This window comes from Streptomyces sp. NPDC107522, assembly GCF_055657525.1.
In genome coordinates this window covers 507,137-524,500 of sequence record NZ_JBVKAU010000004.1, presented here as the reverse complement: position 1 = coordinate 524,500, position 17,364 = coordinate 507,137, and the positions used below count along the sequence as shown (strand labels likewise).

Annotated in this window: 14 protein-coding genes and 1 pseudogene; 7 read left to right on the top strand and 8 right to left on the bottom strand. The window is 73.4% G+C overall.

The features are described from left to right. Positions 1-87: 87 nt before the first annotated feature. The 3 genes from ACZ7L6_RS16440 to ACZ7L6_RS16430 all read right to left on the bottom strand — a co-directional run bounded on the left by ACZ7L6_RS16440 (position 88) and on the right by ACZ7L6_RS16430 (position 4,016). Positions 88-2,031 (bottom strand): FUSC family protein, encoded by a 1,944-nt coding sequence (locus tag ACZ7L6_RS16440; protein WP_471924311.1) that lies wholly within the window; start codon positions 2,029-2,031, stop codon positions 88-90. A gap of 41 nt (positions 2,032-2,072) precedes the next feature. Further along, positions 2,073-3,071 (bottom strand): endonuclease/exonuclease/phosphatase family protein, encoded by a 999-nt coding sequence (locus ACZ7L6_RS16435; RefSeq protein ID WP_471924308.1) that lies wholly within the window; start codon positions 3,069-3,071, stop codon positions 2,073-2,075. Between the two features lie 165 nt (positions 3,072-3,236). Next, the gene (locus tag ACZ7L6_RS16430) at positions 3,237-4,016 is read right to left on the bottom strand and encodes an alpha/beta fold hydrolase (RefSeq protein ID WP_471924306.1); all 780 of its coding nucleotides are present in this window, start codon (positions 4,014-4,016) and stop codon (positions 3,237-3,239) included. 77 nt (positions 4,017-4,093) lie between these two features. On the opposite strand from ACZ7L6_RS16430, the gene ACZ7L6_RS16425 reads away from it, so the two are divergent. Beyond that, positions 4,094-5,431 (top strand): aminotransferase-like domain-containing protein, encoded by a 1,338-nt coding sequence (locus tag ACZ7L6_RS16425; RefSeq protein WP_471924304.1) that lies wholly within the window; start codon positions 4,094-4,096, stop codon positions 5,429-5,431. A 31-nt stretch (positions 5,432-5,462) separates the two neighbouring features. On the opposite strand, the gene ACZ7L6_RS16420 is transcribed toward ACZ7L6_RS16425, so the two are convergent. Together ACZ7L6_RS16420 and ACZ7L6_RS16415 are read right to left on the bottom strand one after the other, a co-directional pair. Continuing rightward, entirely contained in the window at positions 5,463-6,422 is a 960-nt protein-coding gene (locus ACZ7L6_RS16420) for a hypothetical protein (protein WP_471924302.1), read from the bottom strand. Positions 6,423-6,640: 218 nt separating this feature from the next. Next, complete coding sequence (locus tag ACZ7L6_RS16415) at positions 6,641-7,099, bottom strand: hypothetical protein (RefSeq protein WP_471924300.1); 459 nt, start codon at positions 7,097-7,099, stop codon at positions 6,641-6,643. Between the two features lie 233 nt (positions 7,100-7,332). On the opposite strand from ACZ7L6_RS16415, the gene ACZ7L6_RS16410 reads away from it, so the two are divergent. Together ACZ7L6_RS16410 and ACZ7L6_RS16405 are read left to right on the top strand one after the other, a co-directional pair. Next, positions 7,333-8,523: a PP2C family protein-serine/threonine phosphatase gene (locus ACZ7L6_RS16410; RefSeq protein WP_471924298.1), complete on the top strand. Its 1,191-nt coding sequence runs from the start codon at positions 7,333-7,335 to the stop codon at positions 8,521-8,523. 1,635 nt (positions 8,524-10,158) lie between these two features. Then, a pseudogene (locus ACZ7L6_RS16405) lies at positions 10,159-10,584 on the top strand (hypothetical protein); the annotation flags it as partial. Position 10,585: 1 nt separating this feature from the next. On the opposite strand, the gene ACZ7L6_RS16400 reads toward ACZ7L6_RS16405, so the two are convergent. From ACZ7L6_RS16400 to ACZ7L6_RS16390, 3 genes are all read right to left on the bottom strand, one after another. Beyond that, positions 10,586-12,562, bottom strand: coding sequence for an Ig-like domain repeat protein (locus ACZ7L6_RS16400; protein WP_471924296.1), 1,977 nt, complete (start codon positions 12,560-12,562; stop codon positions 10,586-10,588). 249 nt (positions 12,563-12,811) lie between these two features. Further along, positions 12,812-12,952, bottom strand: coding sequence for a hypothetical protein (locus ACZ7L6_RS16395; protein WP_471924294.1), 141 nt, complete (start codon positions 12,950-12,952; stop codon positions 12,812-12,814). A 9-nt stretch (positions 12,953-12,961) separates the two neighbouring features. After that, on the bottom strand, positions 12,962-13,141 hold the full coding sequence (locus ACZ7L6_RS16390) for a hypothetical protein (protein ID WP_471924292.1): 180 nt from the start codon (positions 13,139-13,141) through the stop codon (positions 12,962-12,964). A gap of 119 nt (positions 13,142-13,260) precedes the next feature. Here ACZ7L6_RS16390 and ACZ7L6_RS16385 point away from each other — a divergent pair, with 119 nt between their 5' ends. The 4 genes from ACZ7L6_RS16385 (at position 13,261) to ACZ7L6_RS16370 (ending at position 17,305) form a co-directional block, all read left to right on the top strand. Beyond that, positions 13,261-14,610, top strand: a complete 1,350-nt coding sequence (locus ACZ7L6_RS16385; protein WP_471924290.1) for a helix-turn-helix domain-containing protein — start codon at positions 13,261-13,263, stop codon at positions 14,608-14,610. Positions 14,611-14,691: 81 nt separating this feature from the next. Further along, positions 14,692-15,696 (top strand): permease, encoded by a 1,005-nt coding sequence (locus ACZ7L6_RS16380; RefSeq protein WP_471924288.1) that lies wholly within the window; start codon positions 14,692-14,694, stop codon positions 15,694-15,696. Continuing rightward, on the top strand, positions 15,693-16,400 hold the full coding sequence (locus tag ACZ7L6_RS16375) for a TIGR03943 family putative permease subunit (protein WP_471924600.1): 708 nt from the start codon (positions 15,693-15,695) through the stop codon (positions 16,398-16,400). The genes ACZ7L6_RS16380 and ACZ7L6_RS16375 overlap by 4 nt, the downstream gene beginning before the upstream one ends. 215 nt (positions 16,401-16,615) lie before the next feature. Beyond that, positions 16,616-17,305 carry a GAF and ANTAR domain-containing protein gene (locus tag ACZ7L6_RS16370; protein ID WP_471924286.1) on the top strand — a complete coding sequence of 230 codons (690 nt, stop codon included), beginning with the start codon at positions 16,616-16,618 and terminating at the stop codon, positions 17,303-17,305. Positions 17,306-17,364 lie beyond the last annotated feature (59 nt).

Here is a 17,364-nt window from a genome sequence, read left to right as displayed (position 1 = left end):
CCCAACAGCTCGGGTGGTGTGTCTTGTTGCGCGGGTGCGGGTTGTATGTGGCTGGTCGCGCAGTTCCCCGCGCCCCTTGAGGGCGTTCTAGTGCGGGGACGCGATTGCGCGTGCTGCTGCTACTTCTTGCCGTAGAGGTTCCAGGACGCTGTCCGACGGGCCCGTGAGGTCTGTGCGGACCGCGTACAGGGTCTCGGCCTCGCGTACGCCCGCCGCCAACTCCCGTAGCTGACGGGCGACCTGGTCCACCTCGGCCGCAGACGGCCGAGTCGCCCCGTACCGCACGTGCACGCGTGCCGCCGTCGTCGCGTCCACGATGCGTTCCACGGCGACGACCAGGGGCCACCAGGCCGCCGCGCGGCGGCCGGTGGGTGGGGGTTCGGTCAGGGCGCGTTGGAATTCCGTGCGGATGGTGGAGAGGTTGCGGTAGAGGCGGCGGCGCATGCGGGCGCGGGCCGGGGGGTCTACGGGGTCGGGGCCGAAGGCGGCCTCCACGTAGCGTGCCGTGTCCTCGACCGCGTCCGCGAGCCGGTCGCCGACTCGGGTGTGCCAGCTCTCCGGCCACAGCAGGTACCCGGCGACGAGGGCGATCGCGCAGCCCAGGAGGGAGTCGACGAGGCGGGGCAGCAGGAGCGCGGTGCCCTCGCGGTTCAGGATGTCGGAGAGGAGGAGGATCACGGGGGTGATGGCGGCCGTCTGGTAGCCGTAGCCGCGGGGCGTGAGCGCCGGGATCAGCGGCGCGAGCAGGAGCAGCACGGGTACGTCCGCCCAGCCGCGCGGCACCTGGGAGAGCACCGCCGCCGCGATCACCAGGCCGGCGACCGTGCCGAGGGCGCGCAGCAGGGCGCGGGAGAAGACCGAGCCGAAGTCGGGCTTGAGGACGAAGGTGATGGTCAGGGCGACCCAGTACGAGCGCGGGACCGGGATCAGGGAGACCAGCGCCTGCGCCAGTCCGATGCACAGGGCCAGGCGCAGGCCGTAGCGCCAGGAAGCGGCGGAGAGGGCGACGTTCCGGGCGGCGCGGGCGGCGCGGATGCCGAGCGCGGCCGGGCGGCCGAGGCGGTCGTCGATGCCGCGCGGGTCGACGTCCGGGGCGGCGACGACCTCGGCGGCGTGGCGCAGGGCGTGGTCGACGGCGCGGGTCGTCTCGGTCGTGGGGTCGGGGAGCTTGAGCCCTATGGGGCCCGTGTAGCCGGTCTCGACGGCGGAGGCGAGGTGCCGTACGGCTTCCGGGACCTCGGGTGGGAGCGGGGTACCGCCGAGGTGGGCGGCGGGAGCGGCCTCCACGACCGGGGTGATGGCGTTCAACTGGGCGAGCAGCCGGGCGAGTTCGGGGCTGCGGCCGTGGTGGCGGGCGCGGTGGGCGAGGACGGTGTCGTACGACTGGTTCAGGGACTGGGTGACGGCGTGGCGGGCGTCGTCGTACGTCCGGGTGCCACCGCCGACGGCCGTCAGCAGCTCGGCGACCGCCCGGTAGGTGTCCGCGACCGCGGCCCGCTCCGGCACGCCCTGCCGCAGCGGCCAGGCGAGCAGGGCGAGGACGAGCACGAGCAGCCCACCTCCCGCCATCAGCAGCGGCGCGAGCCACCACTCGCCCGGCATCGGCAGTCCCGCCCCGACCACGCAGGTCAGCAGCAGCACCAGCCCCGACACGGAGGCGACCGCGCCGATCGTCGAGATCATCCCGGAGACCAGGGCGACGCCGGTGACGGCGGCGACGGCGACCCAGCCGTGGCCGTGCACCAGGGAGCCGAGGGTGATGCCGACGGCGCCGAAGAGCTGGGGGATCGCGATGGTGGGGATGCGGATGCGGTACGCGGCGGCGGTGTCGCTGAGGACGCCGTTGAGGGCGCCCATGGAGGCGAGGGCGCCGTAGGCGGGGCGGTCGACGGCGAGGCCGACGGCCAGGGGCAGGGCCATCGCGATCGCGGCGCGGACCATGGCCGGCCGGTTGACCGGGGCCGGCTGGGCCCGGAGGTTCCGCACCAGCCAGTCGGGGGGCGTGAGGCCGATGGGGAACTCGCGGGGCATGCGCCCCATTATGAGCACCCTTGTTCGGCTCGTCGTTCACCTCATCCCGTGTGAAGGGTGAGGTCGACGAGCAGGGCGCGGTGGTCGGTGGCGGGCAGGTCGAGGAAGCGGGCGGTGCGGGCGGAGAAGTCGGGAGAGAGGAGCACGTGGTCGATCTGGGCCCCGAAGGCCGGGGTGGTGAGGGTCGGCCAGCTGGGGGTGCGGTCGTGGCCGGTGAGCCGGGCGGCGTCGCGCAGGCCGGTGTCGAGGATGCGGCGGAAGGCGGCGTGGTCCTGGGAGGCGTTGAAGTCGCCGGCGAGCACCAGGGGCGTGCGGTCGGCCTCGGCGGCGAAGTCGTGCAGCGCGTCGAGTTCCCGGCGCCACAGGTCGATGCCGCCCGGCATCGGCGGCATCGGGTGGGCGAGCTGCAGCCGTACGGCGTGTCCGCGTACGTCGGCCACGGCGCCGGGCATGGCCATGGTGCCGGGGACGCCGTCGGCGGGGGTGAGCGGGAAGCGGCTGAGGACGACCGAGCCCCCCGAGCCGTCGGCCACCTGGGCCGCCCGGTGCGGATAGTCGGTGCCGAGGGCCTCCCTGAGCGTGGCGTCGCAGGTGTGCTCGCACTCCTGGACGAACACGATGTCCGGTTTCTCCCGGCGGACGGCGGTGACGAGGGCCTCGGTCGCGTGTCCGAACTCGACGTTCGAGGTCAGCACCCTGAAGGAGGCGAGCGGGGGACCGTCCGGCCGGCCGGTCTTTCCGTACGGCTCGATGAACCAGGCCAGCAGCCCGAACAGCGCGACGGCCCACACGACGCCGATCCACCAGCGCGAGAACAGCGTCAGGAGCAGCGCGAGGCCGGCGGGCACGAGCAGCCAGGGCAGGAAGGCGAGGAGCTGCGGGATCGGGGTGATGCCGTCGGTGTCGGCGACACGGCAGCCGACGACCGTGCTGACGCCCAGCATCAGCAGGGCGGCCGACCAGACGCCGAGCCGCCGCCGACGCCGCCGTCCCGGCATGCCGTCCGGGGAAGCCGTCCACTCGGCAGCCGCAGTCTCCAAGGCCCGGCCTTCCGTTCGCTGGTGGGATGTCCGGATTCTCCCTCAAAGACGGTGGCCGTGGGGCGAAGGTTGCGCGGGAGGGGTCCCGGCCCCCCTCGCCGTCGTCGGGTCGGCTTTCATGAACATGGCTGTGAGCGGTCGAGCCGTTCCCGAGTGGGGTGCGGGTCACCCGTCGATACGAGCCAGGAACGCCCCCAGCGCCTCGTTGAACTCCTCCGGCCGTTCCAGGTTCGGCATGTGTGCCGCGCCGTCGATCACCCGCAGGGCCGAGTCCGGGAGTGCGGCGTGCATCGCCTCCGCGTCGGAGACGGGGGTGTAGGCGTCGTCCGCGCCCACGACCACCAGGGCCGGGACCGTGACGCGGGTCAGCAGCTCGCGGTAGTCGGGGCGTTCGGCGCGGCCGCGCAGGGCCGCCGCGGCACCCTCGGGCGGCGTCGCCGTCATCATGCGGTGGACGTGGGCCTTGACCTCGGCGTCCGCGTACGGCGCGACCATCTTCTCCAGCACCTCGTCGGCGTATCCGCGCATCCCCTCGCGCAGCAGGCGGTCCGCCATGGCGCCCCGCGCCTTCTTGCCCTCGGCCGTCTCCGCCGCCGGGAAGGTGTCCGCGAGGACCAGGCCCCGGATGCGGTCGGGGAAGCGGTCGTAGCACTCCATGACGATCTGGCCGCCCATCGACAGGCCCGCCAGCACGCACGTCTCCACCTTCAGGTCGTCCAGCAGGGCCTCGATGTCCCCGGCGAAGTCGGAGAGGAGGGTGATGCCGGGTACGACGGGGGAGGCGCCGTAGCCGCGCAGGTCGGGGGCGACGACCCGGCGGGTGGCGGAGAAGGTCTCGATCTGCGGGGCCCACATCGTGCGGTCGAAGGGGTGGCCGTGGACGAGGACGAGGGGAACCGATGCGGAATCGGCGCCTTTGTCCTCGTATGCGAGGAAGGGGCTCATGTGAACGACCCTAGATCGGCTCAACTCCTCGGTGCAATAAGATCTTTGCCCTCGGTGCAATGTCAGGGGGAGAGCACGTGAACGACTACCGGCACCTCGCCGACCGCATAGCCGACGACATCACCGCCGGACGGCTCAAGCCCGGCGAACGGTTGCCCCCGCAGCGGGTGTTCGCCCGGCGGCGCGGGATCGCCGGGTCGACGGCGGGGCGGGTGTACGCCGAACTCGTCCGGCGCGGGCTGGTGGTCGGCGAGGTGGGCCGCGGCACCTTCGTACGGGCCGCCCCGTCGGGGACCGGGCGCTCGCTCGTCGAGTCCGCGACCGCGGAGGTGGCCGCGGAGGTGGTCAACCTGGAGCTCAACTACCCTTCCGCGCCCGGCCAGTCGGAGCTCCTCGCCCCCACCCTCGCCCCGCTCCTGCGCCCCGACGTCCTGACCGACGCCCTGCGCCCCGCCCCCGCCCTCGGCACCGCTCCCGCCAGGGAAGCCGCCGCCTCCCTGCTCACCACCCCCGGCTGGCGCCCCGCTCCGGCCCAGGTCGTCTTCACCGGCAACGCCCGCCAGGCCATCGCCGCCACCCTCGCCTCCCTCGTCCGGCCCGGCGGGCGGCTCGGTGTCGAACCGCTGACGTATCCCCTGGTCAAGGAGATCGCCGCCCGGCTCGGCGTCACCCTGGTCGCGCTCGCGGCGGACGAGGGCGGGGTGCGTCCGGAGTCCGTCGCCGCCGTCCACCGCGGTGCCCCGCTGTCCGCCCTCTACGTCCAGCCGACGCTGCACAATCCGACGTCCCTCACGATGAGCGGCGAGCGGCTCGGCCACCTGGCCGCCACCGTCCGCGCGCTGGACATCCCCGTCGTCGAGGACCGCATCTGGTCGTTCCTCGCCGATCCGCCGCCCGACCCCCTCGCCGCCCACGCGCCCGGCCTCACCCATGTCGTCGACAGCCTCTCCAAGCGTGTCGCCCCCGGGCTCACCGTCGGCTTCGTCGTGGCGCCCGAGGAGCGTGTCGAGGCGCTGGCGGCGGCCGTGCGGTCCGGGGGGTGGAGCGCGGGGCGGTTCGCGGTGGAGGCGGCCGTGCGGTGGATCGGGGACGGGACGGTGCGGCGGCTGGTCGCGGCGAAGCGGGCGGATGCCGCGCACCGGCAGCGGATCGTCGGCGAGGAACTGCGCGGGTTCGCCGTACGGTCCGATCCGCGCGCCCTCTTCGCCTGGTGGCAGTTGCCCGCGCCGTGGCGCGCGGACACCTTCACGGCCGCGGCGGCCGCACACGGCATCGCGGTGACGCCGGGCCCCGCCTTCGCCGTCGACCCGAACCGCACGCCGGACGCCGTCAGACTCGGACTCGCGTCGGCCCCGGAGCCGGAACTGCGGCGTGCGCTGCGGACGTTGGCCGGTGTCGTGCGACGTGGTTCGTGAGTGAGTGGGTGAGAGCGTATGCCGGGCGTCGTCAGACTCGGGCTCGCGTCGGTCCCGGTCCCGGTCCCGGTGCCGGGTCCGCGGTGGGCGTTGCGGACGCTCGCCGGCGTCGCGCGAGCAGTTCCGTGAGGCGGCAGACGAGGGCCGCCGTCAGGCCGAGGGCGATCAGCAGCCAGGACACCGTGCGCAGGGTCTGCGTCAGGGCGTCGTAGACCGCGCCCGCGGCCGGGCGGTGGGCCGCGTCGGGCAGGTCGGCCAGTGTGAGCCGGCGGCCGATCGCCACCGTGAGCAGCAGGAACGCACCGCCGAGAGCCGTCCCCAGCGCCGTCGCCGTGACCGCGCGGCGTCGGCAGGCGGCGACCGCGATGCCGGCCGCAGCCAGGGCGACGGCCGAGACGGGCAGCCAGAAACCGGCGACTTCCAGCACGTCGTACCCCTTCCTGAGCCGGTCCAGCTCCGCGGCCGGAAGCACGGCGACCTCGGTGTGCTCGACCGGGATGTGCCGCGCCAACGGCACGTGGTCCTCGGCGAGCCGGCGTTTGACCTGGGCGGTGACCGGGGCGAGGTCGACGGTGACCGTGCGGTCGCGCCCGTCCTGAAGGGCGCTCAGCACGGCGTCGTGGACCGCCCGGTTGCCCGCCTCCCATGCCGTGCGGAAGGCCTCGGTCCGGGTGAACGAGCGCACCGCGTCGTGCACGAAGGGCCGTACGGTGCCGTCCTCGTCGCGGGTGTCGAGCTCGTGGCCCAGCCGGGGCGCGACCTCGTGCACCAGCCCGGCCCCCACGGCGTCCGCCACCGCGCCCTGCACGGCCGGATCCGCGGCGAGCGGCGCCATCGCGGTGACGTAGCGGCCGGTGTCGGCGAGCCCGTACGTCACCCAGGCCGCCAGTGCGCCGCACGGCAGGAGGAGGCACGACAGGGCGATCAGCGCTGCCGACAGGGCGTTCCGCACAGGGGTGGGCGGAACAGGGGTGGGCACGTGGGTGGACACGTTCCCAGGCAAGAGGCGCGGGGGCGGGAGCGCCAGTCGTGTGCCTGCATACGGCCGCACTGTCGCGCTCTCCGGTGGAGCGTTCACCCGAACGGGTGTCTCATGGATCAGAGAGACCAACCTGTGGGTGGATGAAGGGGAACGGGTCGGCCCCGGCGCCATCGGCGACCGGGGCCGATCCGTGCGTCCGTCACCTGTTGTCCGTCATCCGATGTCCGTCATCGGATACGGCGGCCTCGGGCGTCCTCGTGGGTGTAGTAGCGGTAGAACAGCACGACGAAGACGACCGCGCCGATCACGAACCCCATGGCCGAGGACTTGAGCACGGTGTTGCCGCTCTGGTTGTACAGGAACCCGAACGCGCCGCCCAGGAAGGCGCCCCACATGATCGCGTGCACCTCGCGGATCGTGCGTGAGGCGATCTCGCGCACGGCGACGTACAGCACCATGAACGCGAGCGCGGTGACGAAGCCGAAGAGCAGGTTCCAGCCGGTGATCTCGCCGCCGGAGCGCCGGTTCGCCGCGGCCCAGTAGCCGTAGACGAGGCCGAGGACGATCGGCACGGCGACGCTCGCGATGCGGTGCGTCCGCACACTGAACACGTCGGGCAGGCCGCTCGGGCCGGTCGCCGCCGTCCTTGACGTCCCTCGACGGGACGCGGGTGCCGCATGAGCCATGAGAGCACTCCTCTCTCCTCGCCCCGCATTCAAGGGCACACCGGGGGCGGGCCACAGGCAAGTCGGCGGTGCCGAAAAACAGCCCGTCCGGCGTTCGAGGACGAGGCCCGTTCAGGGCCGAAGCGGGGTCTGGGGGCGGCAGCCCCCAGGCACGGTCACGAAAACGCCGGGTACCCGGGAAAACGCCGGGCACCCGGATGCGGCCGAACCCACGGCGTGCTTCGCTGAAGCCCATGAGGGCCGTAAGCGACGGTGGAGCCGGCCCGCAGGGCGCCACGCTGCTGCGCGTGCGCGGCCGCAGTGTCGCCTGGGTGCCCCCGCTGCTGCTGCTCGTCGGCATCGTGCTGGTCGACTTCAGGACCAGCAGCGACTTCCGGATCCTGTCCTGGATCGTGCTGGTGCCCGGTATCGCCGCCACGATCTGCGGGGTGTGGGGGACGGCCGTGTTCGCGGTGCTCGCGCCCGCCTCGTACGTCGCCGCGGACGCCGTGCTGCCGCACGAGTACCAGGCCGGCCTGCCCGACCTCTGCCTCGCCGGCATCGGCGGTGTCCTCGCCACGCTGGCCTGCGTGGTCCGGGTGCGCGGCGAGCGGCGCATGCTGCACATGCAGGACGTCACGGAGACCATCCGCCGTACCGTGCTGCGTCCGCTGCCGCCGGGCTGGGGCGGCCTCGACCACGCGGGGGTGTATCTCTCCGCCGACAGCGAGGCCCGGGTCGGCGGCGACTTCTACGACATCCAGACCGGCCTGCACGGCACCCGCGTCATCGTCGGTGACGTCCAGGGCAAGGGGCTGGGCGCGGTGGAGGCGGCGGCCGCGCTGCTCGGCACGTTCCGGGAGGCCGCCTATCACGAGGCCGACCTGACGGCGGTCGCCGCGCGGCTGGAAGTGCGGATGCAGCGGCACATCCGTATGCGCACGGCGCTCGGCAGGGAGGAGGGCGACCGGTTCGCCACGGCGGTCCTGCTCGACTTCCCCGAGGACGATCCGGGCGTGATGGACGCCGTCGTCCTCGGGCACGACGCCCCGCTCGTCGTCGGCCCCGACGGCGTACGGTCCCTGCCGCCCGACCACGGGCTCCCCCTCGGCCTCGGTGAACTCGCCCCCACCGACGGTCCGCCGCCGGTGCTGCGTGTGCCCCTCGCACCCGACGAGACGCTGCTGCTGACCACGGACGGGGTGACCGAGGCGCGGGACGGCACCGGCGCCTTCTACCCGCTCGCCGCCGAGGTCGCCGCGGCCGTCGCCGCCGACCCCGGCCTCGCTCGTCCCGCGCGGCTGGTCGCGTTCGTCCGGGAGCGGACGCTGCGGCACTGCGGCGGGCGGCTGGCCGACGACACGACGGTGTTCGCGGTACGGCGGAGAGCGGTTGTCGGGAATGGTGTGGGGAATGGGGACGGAATCGGGCGCACCCAGTCCTGAGATCCCGCTTCGCAGCCGCAGCGGTTACGGTGCTGCCGTACGTGATCGACGGGGGATGGGGAGGGACCGATGCCCGGAACCGTGCTGCTGCTGGCCGCCGCCCCGGCGGGCAAGGGCTGTCTGGTGGACGCCGCCTCCGTGCTCCCCGTCCTCGCCGCGGTGCCGCCCACGGTGCTGTCGGGAACGGACACGGCGAACGTCGTGGAGCTGGCCGACCCCCTGGAACCGCAGGCCGTCCTCACCCGCCTGCGCGCCGCCGCGGCCTCCCCGGCCCCGCTCTCCGTCTTCGTCACCGGCCAGCTGCACCTGGACCGCCGCCAGCACCTCCCCCACCTGGCACTGGCCCGCACGACCCCGACGACCATCCGCTACACCGGTTTCCCCTGGCACTGGATCCGCGAGGAACTGCGCCTGCGCGCACCGGGCTCGACGACCCTCCTCCTCGACCTGCACGCCGACGCCGAGACCTGGCAGTGGCTGCGCGCCAACCCCCTCGACTCGGGGCGCAACAGCGCGGTCTACGGCCGTATCGCCCCGCCGCCGAGCCGCCGCACGCTGGCGGGGCCGACGTACATGAAGGCCGTCGCCACCCTCCTGCGCAGCGGCCACCGCCCACCCCTCGACCAACTCCACCAGCAGGCACTGTCCCGCATCTCCCCCGAGGGCGGCCCAGGCACCGACATCGTCCTGACAGCCCAGAGCCCCGCGCACATCCCCCCGCACATCGTCGCCCAGCCGCCCGTACACCTACGCCCACACAGCTCGGTACGGGTCCCGCCACAGGCACAGGTTCTGCCGCCGGAGGGCTCTGCAGCGACCCCGGAAGGGGGTCCGGCACAGGTCCTGCCCCCGGAGAACCCCACGTCGACCCGGGCGCAGGGGCCCGCGCCGGTCCTGACCCAGCGACCGCCGCTGCCGCCGGAGGTTCCTGCGTCGATCCCGGCGGGGGGTCCGGCACAGGTCCTGCCGCCGGAGAACCCCACGTCGACCCGGGCGCAGGGGCCCACGCCGGTCCTGACCCAGCGACCGCCGCTGCCGCCGGAGGGCTCTGCGGCGATCCCGGCGGGGGGTCCGGCACAGGTCCTGCCGCCGGAGAACCCCACGTCGACCCGGGCGCAGGGGCCCACGCCGGTCCTGACCCAGCAACCGCCGCTACCGCCGGAGTTTCCTGCGTCGGTCCCGGCAGGGGCCACTGCGCAAGTGCTGCCGCCTGAGAGTCCCACGCCGACTGCGGCGCAGGTTTCGCCTCAGGCGTCCTCGGAAGGTGCGGCGCCGGTCGCGGCGCCCGCTCCCGCGCAGGTCTTGCTTCAGCAGTCCTCGGAAGGGCCGGCGTCGGTCGCGGGGCACGGTGCTGCGCAGGTTCCCCCTCAGCAGTCGCCCGATGCCTCTGCGCCGACCCCGGCGGGGAGTCCTGCGCAGGTTCTCCCGCCGCACGCGCCGGAGAGCCTCTCACCTACCCCGGCACAGGGTCCCGCGCAGCTACTGACGCAACAGCCGGAGCAGAGCTCCGCACAGACTCCCGCGCCCGACCTCGCGCCGGCTCCCGCGCCCGACCTCGCGCCGACTCCCGCGCAAAGCATCCCTCCGATGCCCGCGCACAGCCCCGCCCTCCTCACCTCGGCACAGCTCCCTGCCCCCACCGACCCCCACGCCGTAATCGCCGCGGCCGCCGAAGCCGGGCGGCATGGTGAAGCCGAGGCGTTGGCTGCTCATCATGAGCAGGTTGCTCTGCGGGCGCATGGGCCGGCGTCGGAGGAGGCGTTGCACTGGATCGAGGTGCGGGCGGATCTGGCGATGCTGGCGGGGGACGCGGTGCGCAGTTGCCGGACTTGGCTGACGGTTGCTTCCGCCCGGCTCTCCGCGGGGCAGGCGCCGGACGCGCCCGCGGTCGAGGCCGCCGTCGACCGGGCCCATCACCAGTGGGGTCAGATCAAGGACGCCGCCCCCGCACGTGAACTCGGCCCCGTGCTCGCGGAGCTACGGGGCCGAGTGCCGGGACGGCGGCGGGGCGCGCTGGAGAACGTCCTTCAGCAGCTGCGGCAGCTGCAGGTCAGCGGGTGAGTCAGCGGGTGAAGACGAAGTACTTCCAGCCGCCGTACGTCGTCGTGTTGACGTTGTCCCCCGACTTCGTGTCGATGTAGGAGGAGCGGAGCCGGAAGCGGACGCCGGTGGGCGGGGTGCCGTCCAGGACGACCGAGTCCTTGCCGTAGGAGTCGAGCGCGAAGTACTCGGTGTCCGTGGTGTGCCAGGCGCCGTCGGAGAAGGCCTGGACCTGGAACTGGTACTTGCGGCCGGGGTACGGCGTCATCGTGGTGTTGTAGACCGGGTCCTTGGACTGGCGGAAGTAGTAGTACGTCGCGTTCCAGGCGGTGGCCGTCTTGTAGTAACCGCTCAGCGACGTCGAGATCTTCACCTTCGTGTAGACGGTGTTCGTCACCGTCTTCGCCGCGTACCGCGTGTCACCCGTGAACTTCGCGCTGACCTTGGCGTCCCGGGTGAGGTGGACCGTCGCCGACAGGTTGCCGTTCGCGTCGACCGTGCCCTTCTTCACCAGCGCGTTGGGCTTGTCCGAGCCGTAGGGGTCGGCCCAGATCTCCACCGTGCGGTTCTTGTAGGTGGTGCCGAGGTGCGCGGTGAAGGTGACGTAGCTGCCGTAGCCGTACGTCTTGAGGTTGTTGTTCAGCGTCAGCGTGGTCGCCGTCTTGGCGACGCTCACCGAGCCGGACGCCGTGGCACCCGCGTGGTCGGCGTCGCCCGCGTACGCGACGGTGTACTTGACCGTGCCGCCGGCCGGCGGGGTGTCGGTGAAGGAGTACGAGCCGTCCGCGGCGACGGTCGCCGTGCCGAGCGCCTTGCCGCTCGGGGACTCGGCGTCGGTGCGGGTGACGGAGACCGTCGTGCCCGCCGGGAACGCCGCCGACGAGGTCAGCGAGCCGGTGAGGGTGAGGGGCTTGGCGCGGGTGGCGGTGGCCGGCGCGTTCACCGTGAGGGTCGAGGACACCTTCGCCGGGTCGTCGTAGACGTGCAGTGCGTAGGCGTCACCCCCGGTGCGGGACACCGCGAACAGCTTGCTCGCGTCCGGCGCCCAGGCCAGGCCGCGCGCGGCGAGCTGGTCCGAGCCGAGGTTGTACTCCTTCAGCGCGAGTGAGGTGCCCGGCTTGAAGACGTGGACGTCCGGCTCGTCGGTCGAGCTGGTGCCCGCCGCCACGTCGCCGTTCGGCGCGATGTCCACCGCGTTCGGGTACGGGTTGGTGGTGTACGCGCCGTCCTTGGACAGGTCCGAGAGCTTGTAGACGGCCTGGTAGTAGGGCGCGCCGCTGGCCGTGACGACGTCCTTGCCGTCCGGCGTGACGGCCATGTCCATGAGGTTGCCGCCGCCCGTGCTGCCGGGGTCGAAGGCGTGCGCCGTCTCGCTCGGCGTGCCCGAGGACACGTCGTACACCGCGAGGACGACCGGGCTCTGGCCGGGGGCGCCCGCGACGAGCGTCCCGGGCGCGCCGGCGGAGGCGTCCAGGATCGGGGCGGAGTACCAGGCGTTGGTGGGCGCCTGGTTCAGGGTGACGACCGGGTCGGTGCCGCTCAGGTCGAGCGAGCCGATCTGGCCCTGGGCGGCGCCGCCGTAGCCGAACCAGATCTTGCCGCCGGTCTCGGCGAGGTACTGCGGGTCGGCGGTGCCGGTGGAGTAGCGGTGGGCCTCGGTCGCGGTCGCCGTGTCGATGGCGACGATGGCGTCGGCGTTGCCCACGGCTGCGTACACGGTGCCGGAGTCGGGCGACAGCTCCAGGCCGCGGACGCCGGGCAGCGAGCCGACGGTGCCGACGACCGAGCCCGCGTAGTCGGTGACGACGACCTGCCCGGCGCTCGGGTCGCTGATGAAGACCCGCTGGTGAACGCCGTCGACGACCATGTCGCCGGTCGACTTCAGGGGAAGGGTGGTGCTGGAGTCGGCCGCGGCCGACCCGGCGCCGGTCGCGATCAGCGCGACCGAGCTGAACAGGACCGCGAGCGCTGTCGCGGCGGGGAGAGTGCGTCTGCGCACGGTGGTTTCGAACCCCCCGGAACGAAAGAAGTGAGGGGCGGCCGCGGCAGAAGAGGGCACGCGTGCCGCCCTGAGTGATCGAAGGCTAGGTCATGGCGCTGACAGCCAGGTCAAAGGGTGCGTAAGAGACAGGTGAGAGACAAGGGAAGCTCCGGGCGCCGCCATCGACGGCTCCCTCGTCAAGGGCATCTTCACCGGCAAGCTCGGCGGCGACTTCAGCTACGAGTGGGGCTGGGAGCGGACCACGTCCTACGAGCGCCGCAGCGAGAAGTCCATCCCGGTGTGCAGCGCCATCGCCGTGACCTGGCAGCCGTTCAAGCGTGTGGTGCGCGTCAACCCGGTGATCGACATCTGGGCGTACGCCTGGCGGGGCTCCGACGGCTCACGCACTGACAGGCCCTACGGCGCGGGCGGCACCGGGCGTTGGGCGGGCACGGCGTCCTTGACCTGGTACGCCGCGCCCGGCTCCGCCGCCCTCGCCGGCCCGGCGTTCGCCGCCAGGATCAGCGTCACCACGGCCACCACTGCGGCGGCGACGCCTCGGGTGTAACGCTCGGTGGTGCTGGTGCGTTCGAGCACGGCGACCTCTCAGCAGCTCGGGCAGCTCTCAGCAGGAATGTATTAAGCACGTTTAATACACGGTTTAACCTAGGGGTGGTCCAAGCCGAACGGCAAGGGGTGCTGGGGGAGTTGGGGCGATGGCCGAGCGTGACGACCCGCGGGTCATCGGACGCCGGGTGCAGCAGCTGCGCGTCGAACGCGGGCTGACCCAGCGGCAGTTGGCCGAGCCGGCCTACACGCCGGCGTACATCTCCACGCTGGAGGCGGGCCGGGTACGGCCCTCCGACGAGGCGCTGAGGCATCTCGCCGGCCGGCTCGGCGTCGGCTTCGAGGAGCTGGCGACCGGGCGGCCCGCCCATCTCGCCACCGATCTGCGGCTGCGTCTGACCGGAGCGCAGCGCACGCTCGCCACCGGAGAGGCCGAGGCGGCCGCCGAGCAGTACGCCGCCCTGCTCGCCGAGGCGCGCGAGCACGAGCTCCTCGACGTGGAGGCCGACGCGCTGCTCGGACTCGGCGAGTGCGGTCTCGACACCGGCGAACTGACCGAGGCCCGGCGCCACTTCGAGCGGGCCGAGCAGGTGCTCGCCGAAGCCGACGCCCCGCTGCCCGCCCGCGTCCCGGCCCTGCGCGGCAGGGCCGTGTCCCACTACCTCGCCGGGGAGCTCCGTTACGCCGTCTACCTCCTCGAATCCACCCTCGACGAGCTGAACCGCGGCGGCCTGCACGACCCCGACGCCCTGCTCCTGCTCTACGCCAGTGCCATCGGCCCCTACATGGACATGGGCGCCCACGCCCGCGCCGCCCAGGCCGCCGAGTACGCCCTCGCCCTCGCCCCGCAGGCCGGCGACCCCGCCCTGGTGGCCCGCATGCACCGTTCGGTCGCCCGCACCCTGCTCGCCGAGGGCCGCATCGCCGAGGCCGACGCCTCCCTCGCCAAGGCCGCCGAGCTCTACCGCCGGCTCCAGCTGCGCACGGAACTCGCCAACTGCCACTGGATGCGCGGCTACGTCTACGCCCAGAACGGCGACCTGGACCGCGCCGAGGCCGAGCTGCGCGAAGCCCGGGCCATGCTCACCGCCCAGCGTGCCGCCCTCTACACCAGCCAGGTCGCCGTCGAACTGGCCGACGTACTGCACCGCCGCGGCAAGTCCGACGAGGCCGCCACCCTCCTCCACGAGGTCCTCAGCGACCTCAGCCCGGAGCGCGGCGCCCTGCACTCCGCCGCCGCCCACCGGCTCCTCGGCATCATCGCCGAGGACACCCACGACACCGAGACCGCCGAGGAGCACTACGTCCGCGCCCTGAGCCTCCTGGAACGCGCGGGCGCGGCCTGCGACCTGGCCGACCTGTGCCGCCTCCTCGGCGACCTGCTGCGCCGCACCGGCCGGGTGGAGGCGGCCCTGGACGCCTACCGCACGGGCCTGGGCCACCGCACGGCCCCCGGCACCACGACGCTCGGCCCGGCTCCCGCACAGCCGCCTCTGTGAGGAACCCGAGGCTGCGCACAGCTCCCACCGGTTAACCTGCGCGGGGCATGCGAACAGGGCCGGACAGGTGGGGACAGGCGCGTGGAGAACCAGCGGACCGTGGTCGACGGGCTGCGTCTCGTCGTACGCGCGCTCGTGTACGCCGTGCTCGGCGGCGCCGCGCTCCTCGCCATCGTCACAGTCGTCTCGGTGCTCGGCCCCATGCTCGCCCTCGACCTCTACACCCCGCCCGTCGCCGCCTGGTGGACCGTCTTCACGGCGATCGCGGTGCAGGGCGTGCCGTTCCTGCTGCTGGGCACGGTCGTCTCGGCGGCGATCGGGGCCTTCGTGCCGGAGAAGGTCTTCAACCGGCTGCTGCCCCGGAACCAGGCCCTCGCTGTGCCTGTCGCGGGCGCGGCCGGTGTCGTCCTGCCCGGCTGCGAGTGCGCGTCCGTGCCGGTGGCCGGGAGTCTGATGAGGCGCGGCGTCGCCCCCGCGGCCGCCCTCGCCTTCCTCCTGTCCGCGCCCGCCATCAACCCGGTCGTGCTGGTCGCCACGTCCGTCGCCTTCCCGGGGCAGCCGGAGATGGTCCTCGCCCGGTTCGTCGCCTCGCTGGCCACCGCCGTGGTGATGGGCTGGCTGTGGGCCCGGTTCGGCCGCGAGGAGTGGCTGCGGCCACCCAAGCGGCACACCGAACCCACCGCCTCCGGCCTGCGCGCCTTCACCGCCGGGCTCCAGCACGACTTCCTGCACGCGGGCGGCTTCCTCGTCCTCGGCGCGGCGGCCGCGGCGACCTTCAACATCGCGGTGCCGAGGTCCGTTCTGGATCTCTTCACCGGGTCGGTGTGGCTGTCGGTGCTGCTCCTGGCGCTGCTGGCGGTCGTCCTGTGCGTGTGCAGCGAGGCGGACGCGTTCGTCGCCGCCTCGCTGAGCGGGTTCTCCCCGACCGCGCGGCTGGCGTTCATGGTGGTCGGGCCGATGGTGGACCTGAAGCTGATCGCTCTGCAGGCCGGGACGTTCGGCCGGGCCTTCGCCCTGCGGTTCTCGTCCGTGACGTGGGTGGTGGCCGTGGCGAGCAGTGCGCTGGTGGGGTGGTGGCTGCTGTGAGGCGGCACGGACCGGCGGTGCTGCTGCTCCTGACGGGCGCGGCGATCCTGCGGATCTCACTCTTCAGCGAGCTGTACCTGCGGTATGTGCAGCAGGCGCTGCGGCCGTATCTGGTGGTGTCCGGGGTAGTGCTGGTCGCGCTGGGGGTCGTCGCGGCGGTCGTACGACTGGACCACGGTCACGACCACAGCAACAGCCACGGCGACAGCCACAGCCCCCGCATCGCCTGGCTCCTCACCCTCCCCGCCCTCGCTCTCCTCCTCTTCCCGCCCCCCGCCCTCGGCTCCTACAGCGCCGAACGCGAGGCGGCGCAGCGGGCGGCGCAAGGGGTCGGGACGTTCCCGGCGCTGCCGGCCGGGGACACGGTGGAGCTCACGCTGGGGGAGTTCAGTTCCCGGGCGATCTACGACAGCGGGCGGTCCCTGGCGGGCCGCACGGTCCGCATGACCGGCTTCGTCACCAGCGACGACAACGGCACCTGGTACGTCACCCGCCTCCTGGTCGCCTGCTGTGCCGCCGACGCCACCACCAGCAAGGTCGAGATCCGGGGCGCGGACGCGCCGCCCGCCGACACCTGGGTCACCGTCACCGGGACCTGGCGTCCCAGGGGCGAACTCGGCACGGACGGGGCCTGGCCGCCCGTCCTGGACGCCGCGTCGGTACGGCGGGTCACGCAGCCGGCGAGCCCTTACGAGAAGCGGTGACGCTCCACTGGGACGCCCCTGGGACCCCTTCAAGGTGTTGTAGCCCGCACGGGTTTTGCGATGCGGCCCACGGGTAGTCGGGCGTCATCCGGGGCGGGCGGTGGGGTGGCCGCCGGAGGGCCCCTTGGACCGACAGGCCGCGCTCGACTGAGGAGGCTGCCGTGCGGCCCAGAGATGATCAGCGTGGTGAGCCAGGGCGAGGGCGCGGCGGTGCCATGGACGCGCTCGCCGAAGGCGTACGCGGTGTCGGACCCGGCGAGGTTCCGGCCCGGTTGTGCGACGTAGCCGTGGAGCTGCTGCCCGTGACCGGCGCGAGCGTGTCGCTGCACAGCGACGGCATGCCCGTCCAGCTGGGTGCGAGCAGTGCGCAGGCCGCGTATGTGACCGAGCTCCAGGCCACTCTGGGTGACGGTCCCTGCCAGTCCGCGGCGGAGAGCGGTGCACCCGTGCTCGCCTGCGACCTGACGAGCGGGCGGGACGTCCTGCGCTGGCCGGTCTTCGCCCAGCAGGCCACGGCCGCCGGCGTACGGGCCGTCTACTCGATGCCACTGGGTACCGACTCGGTGTGCGTGGGCACGCTCGACCTCTACCGCGACACCCCCGGCGGCCTCGACGACCGGGAGCTGCGGACGGCCCGGCTGATGGCCGGGATGATGACCGTGGCGCTGATGGCGCTGCCGCGCGCGGATGAGGCGGGCGACCTGGAGGACGAACGCTGGCTGAGCGGCCTCGCCACCGACCACGACCGGGTCTTCCAGGCGGCCGGCATGATCATGGCCCAGCTGGGCATCGGCACGGGCGAGGCGCTGGCCCGGCTGCGCGCCCACGCGTTCGCGCACGGGCGCATGGCACTGGACGTGGCACGGGACGTGGTGGCGCATCGACTGCGGTTCGACCGGGACTAGGCCGTGCTCGACCGGGGCCGGGTCGTACTCGACCGGGCCGGGCCACCGGCGCACGCGCC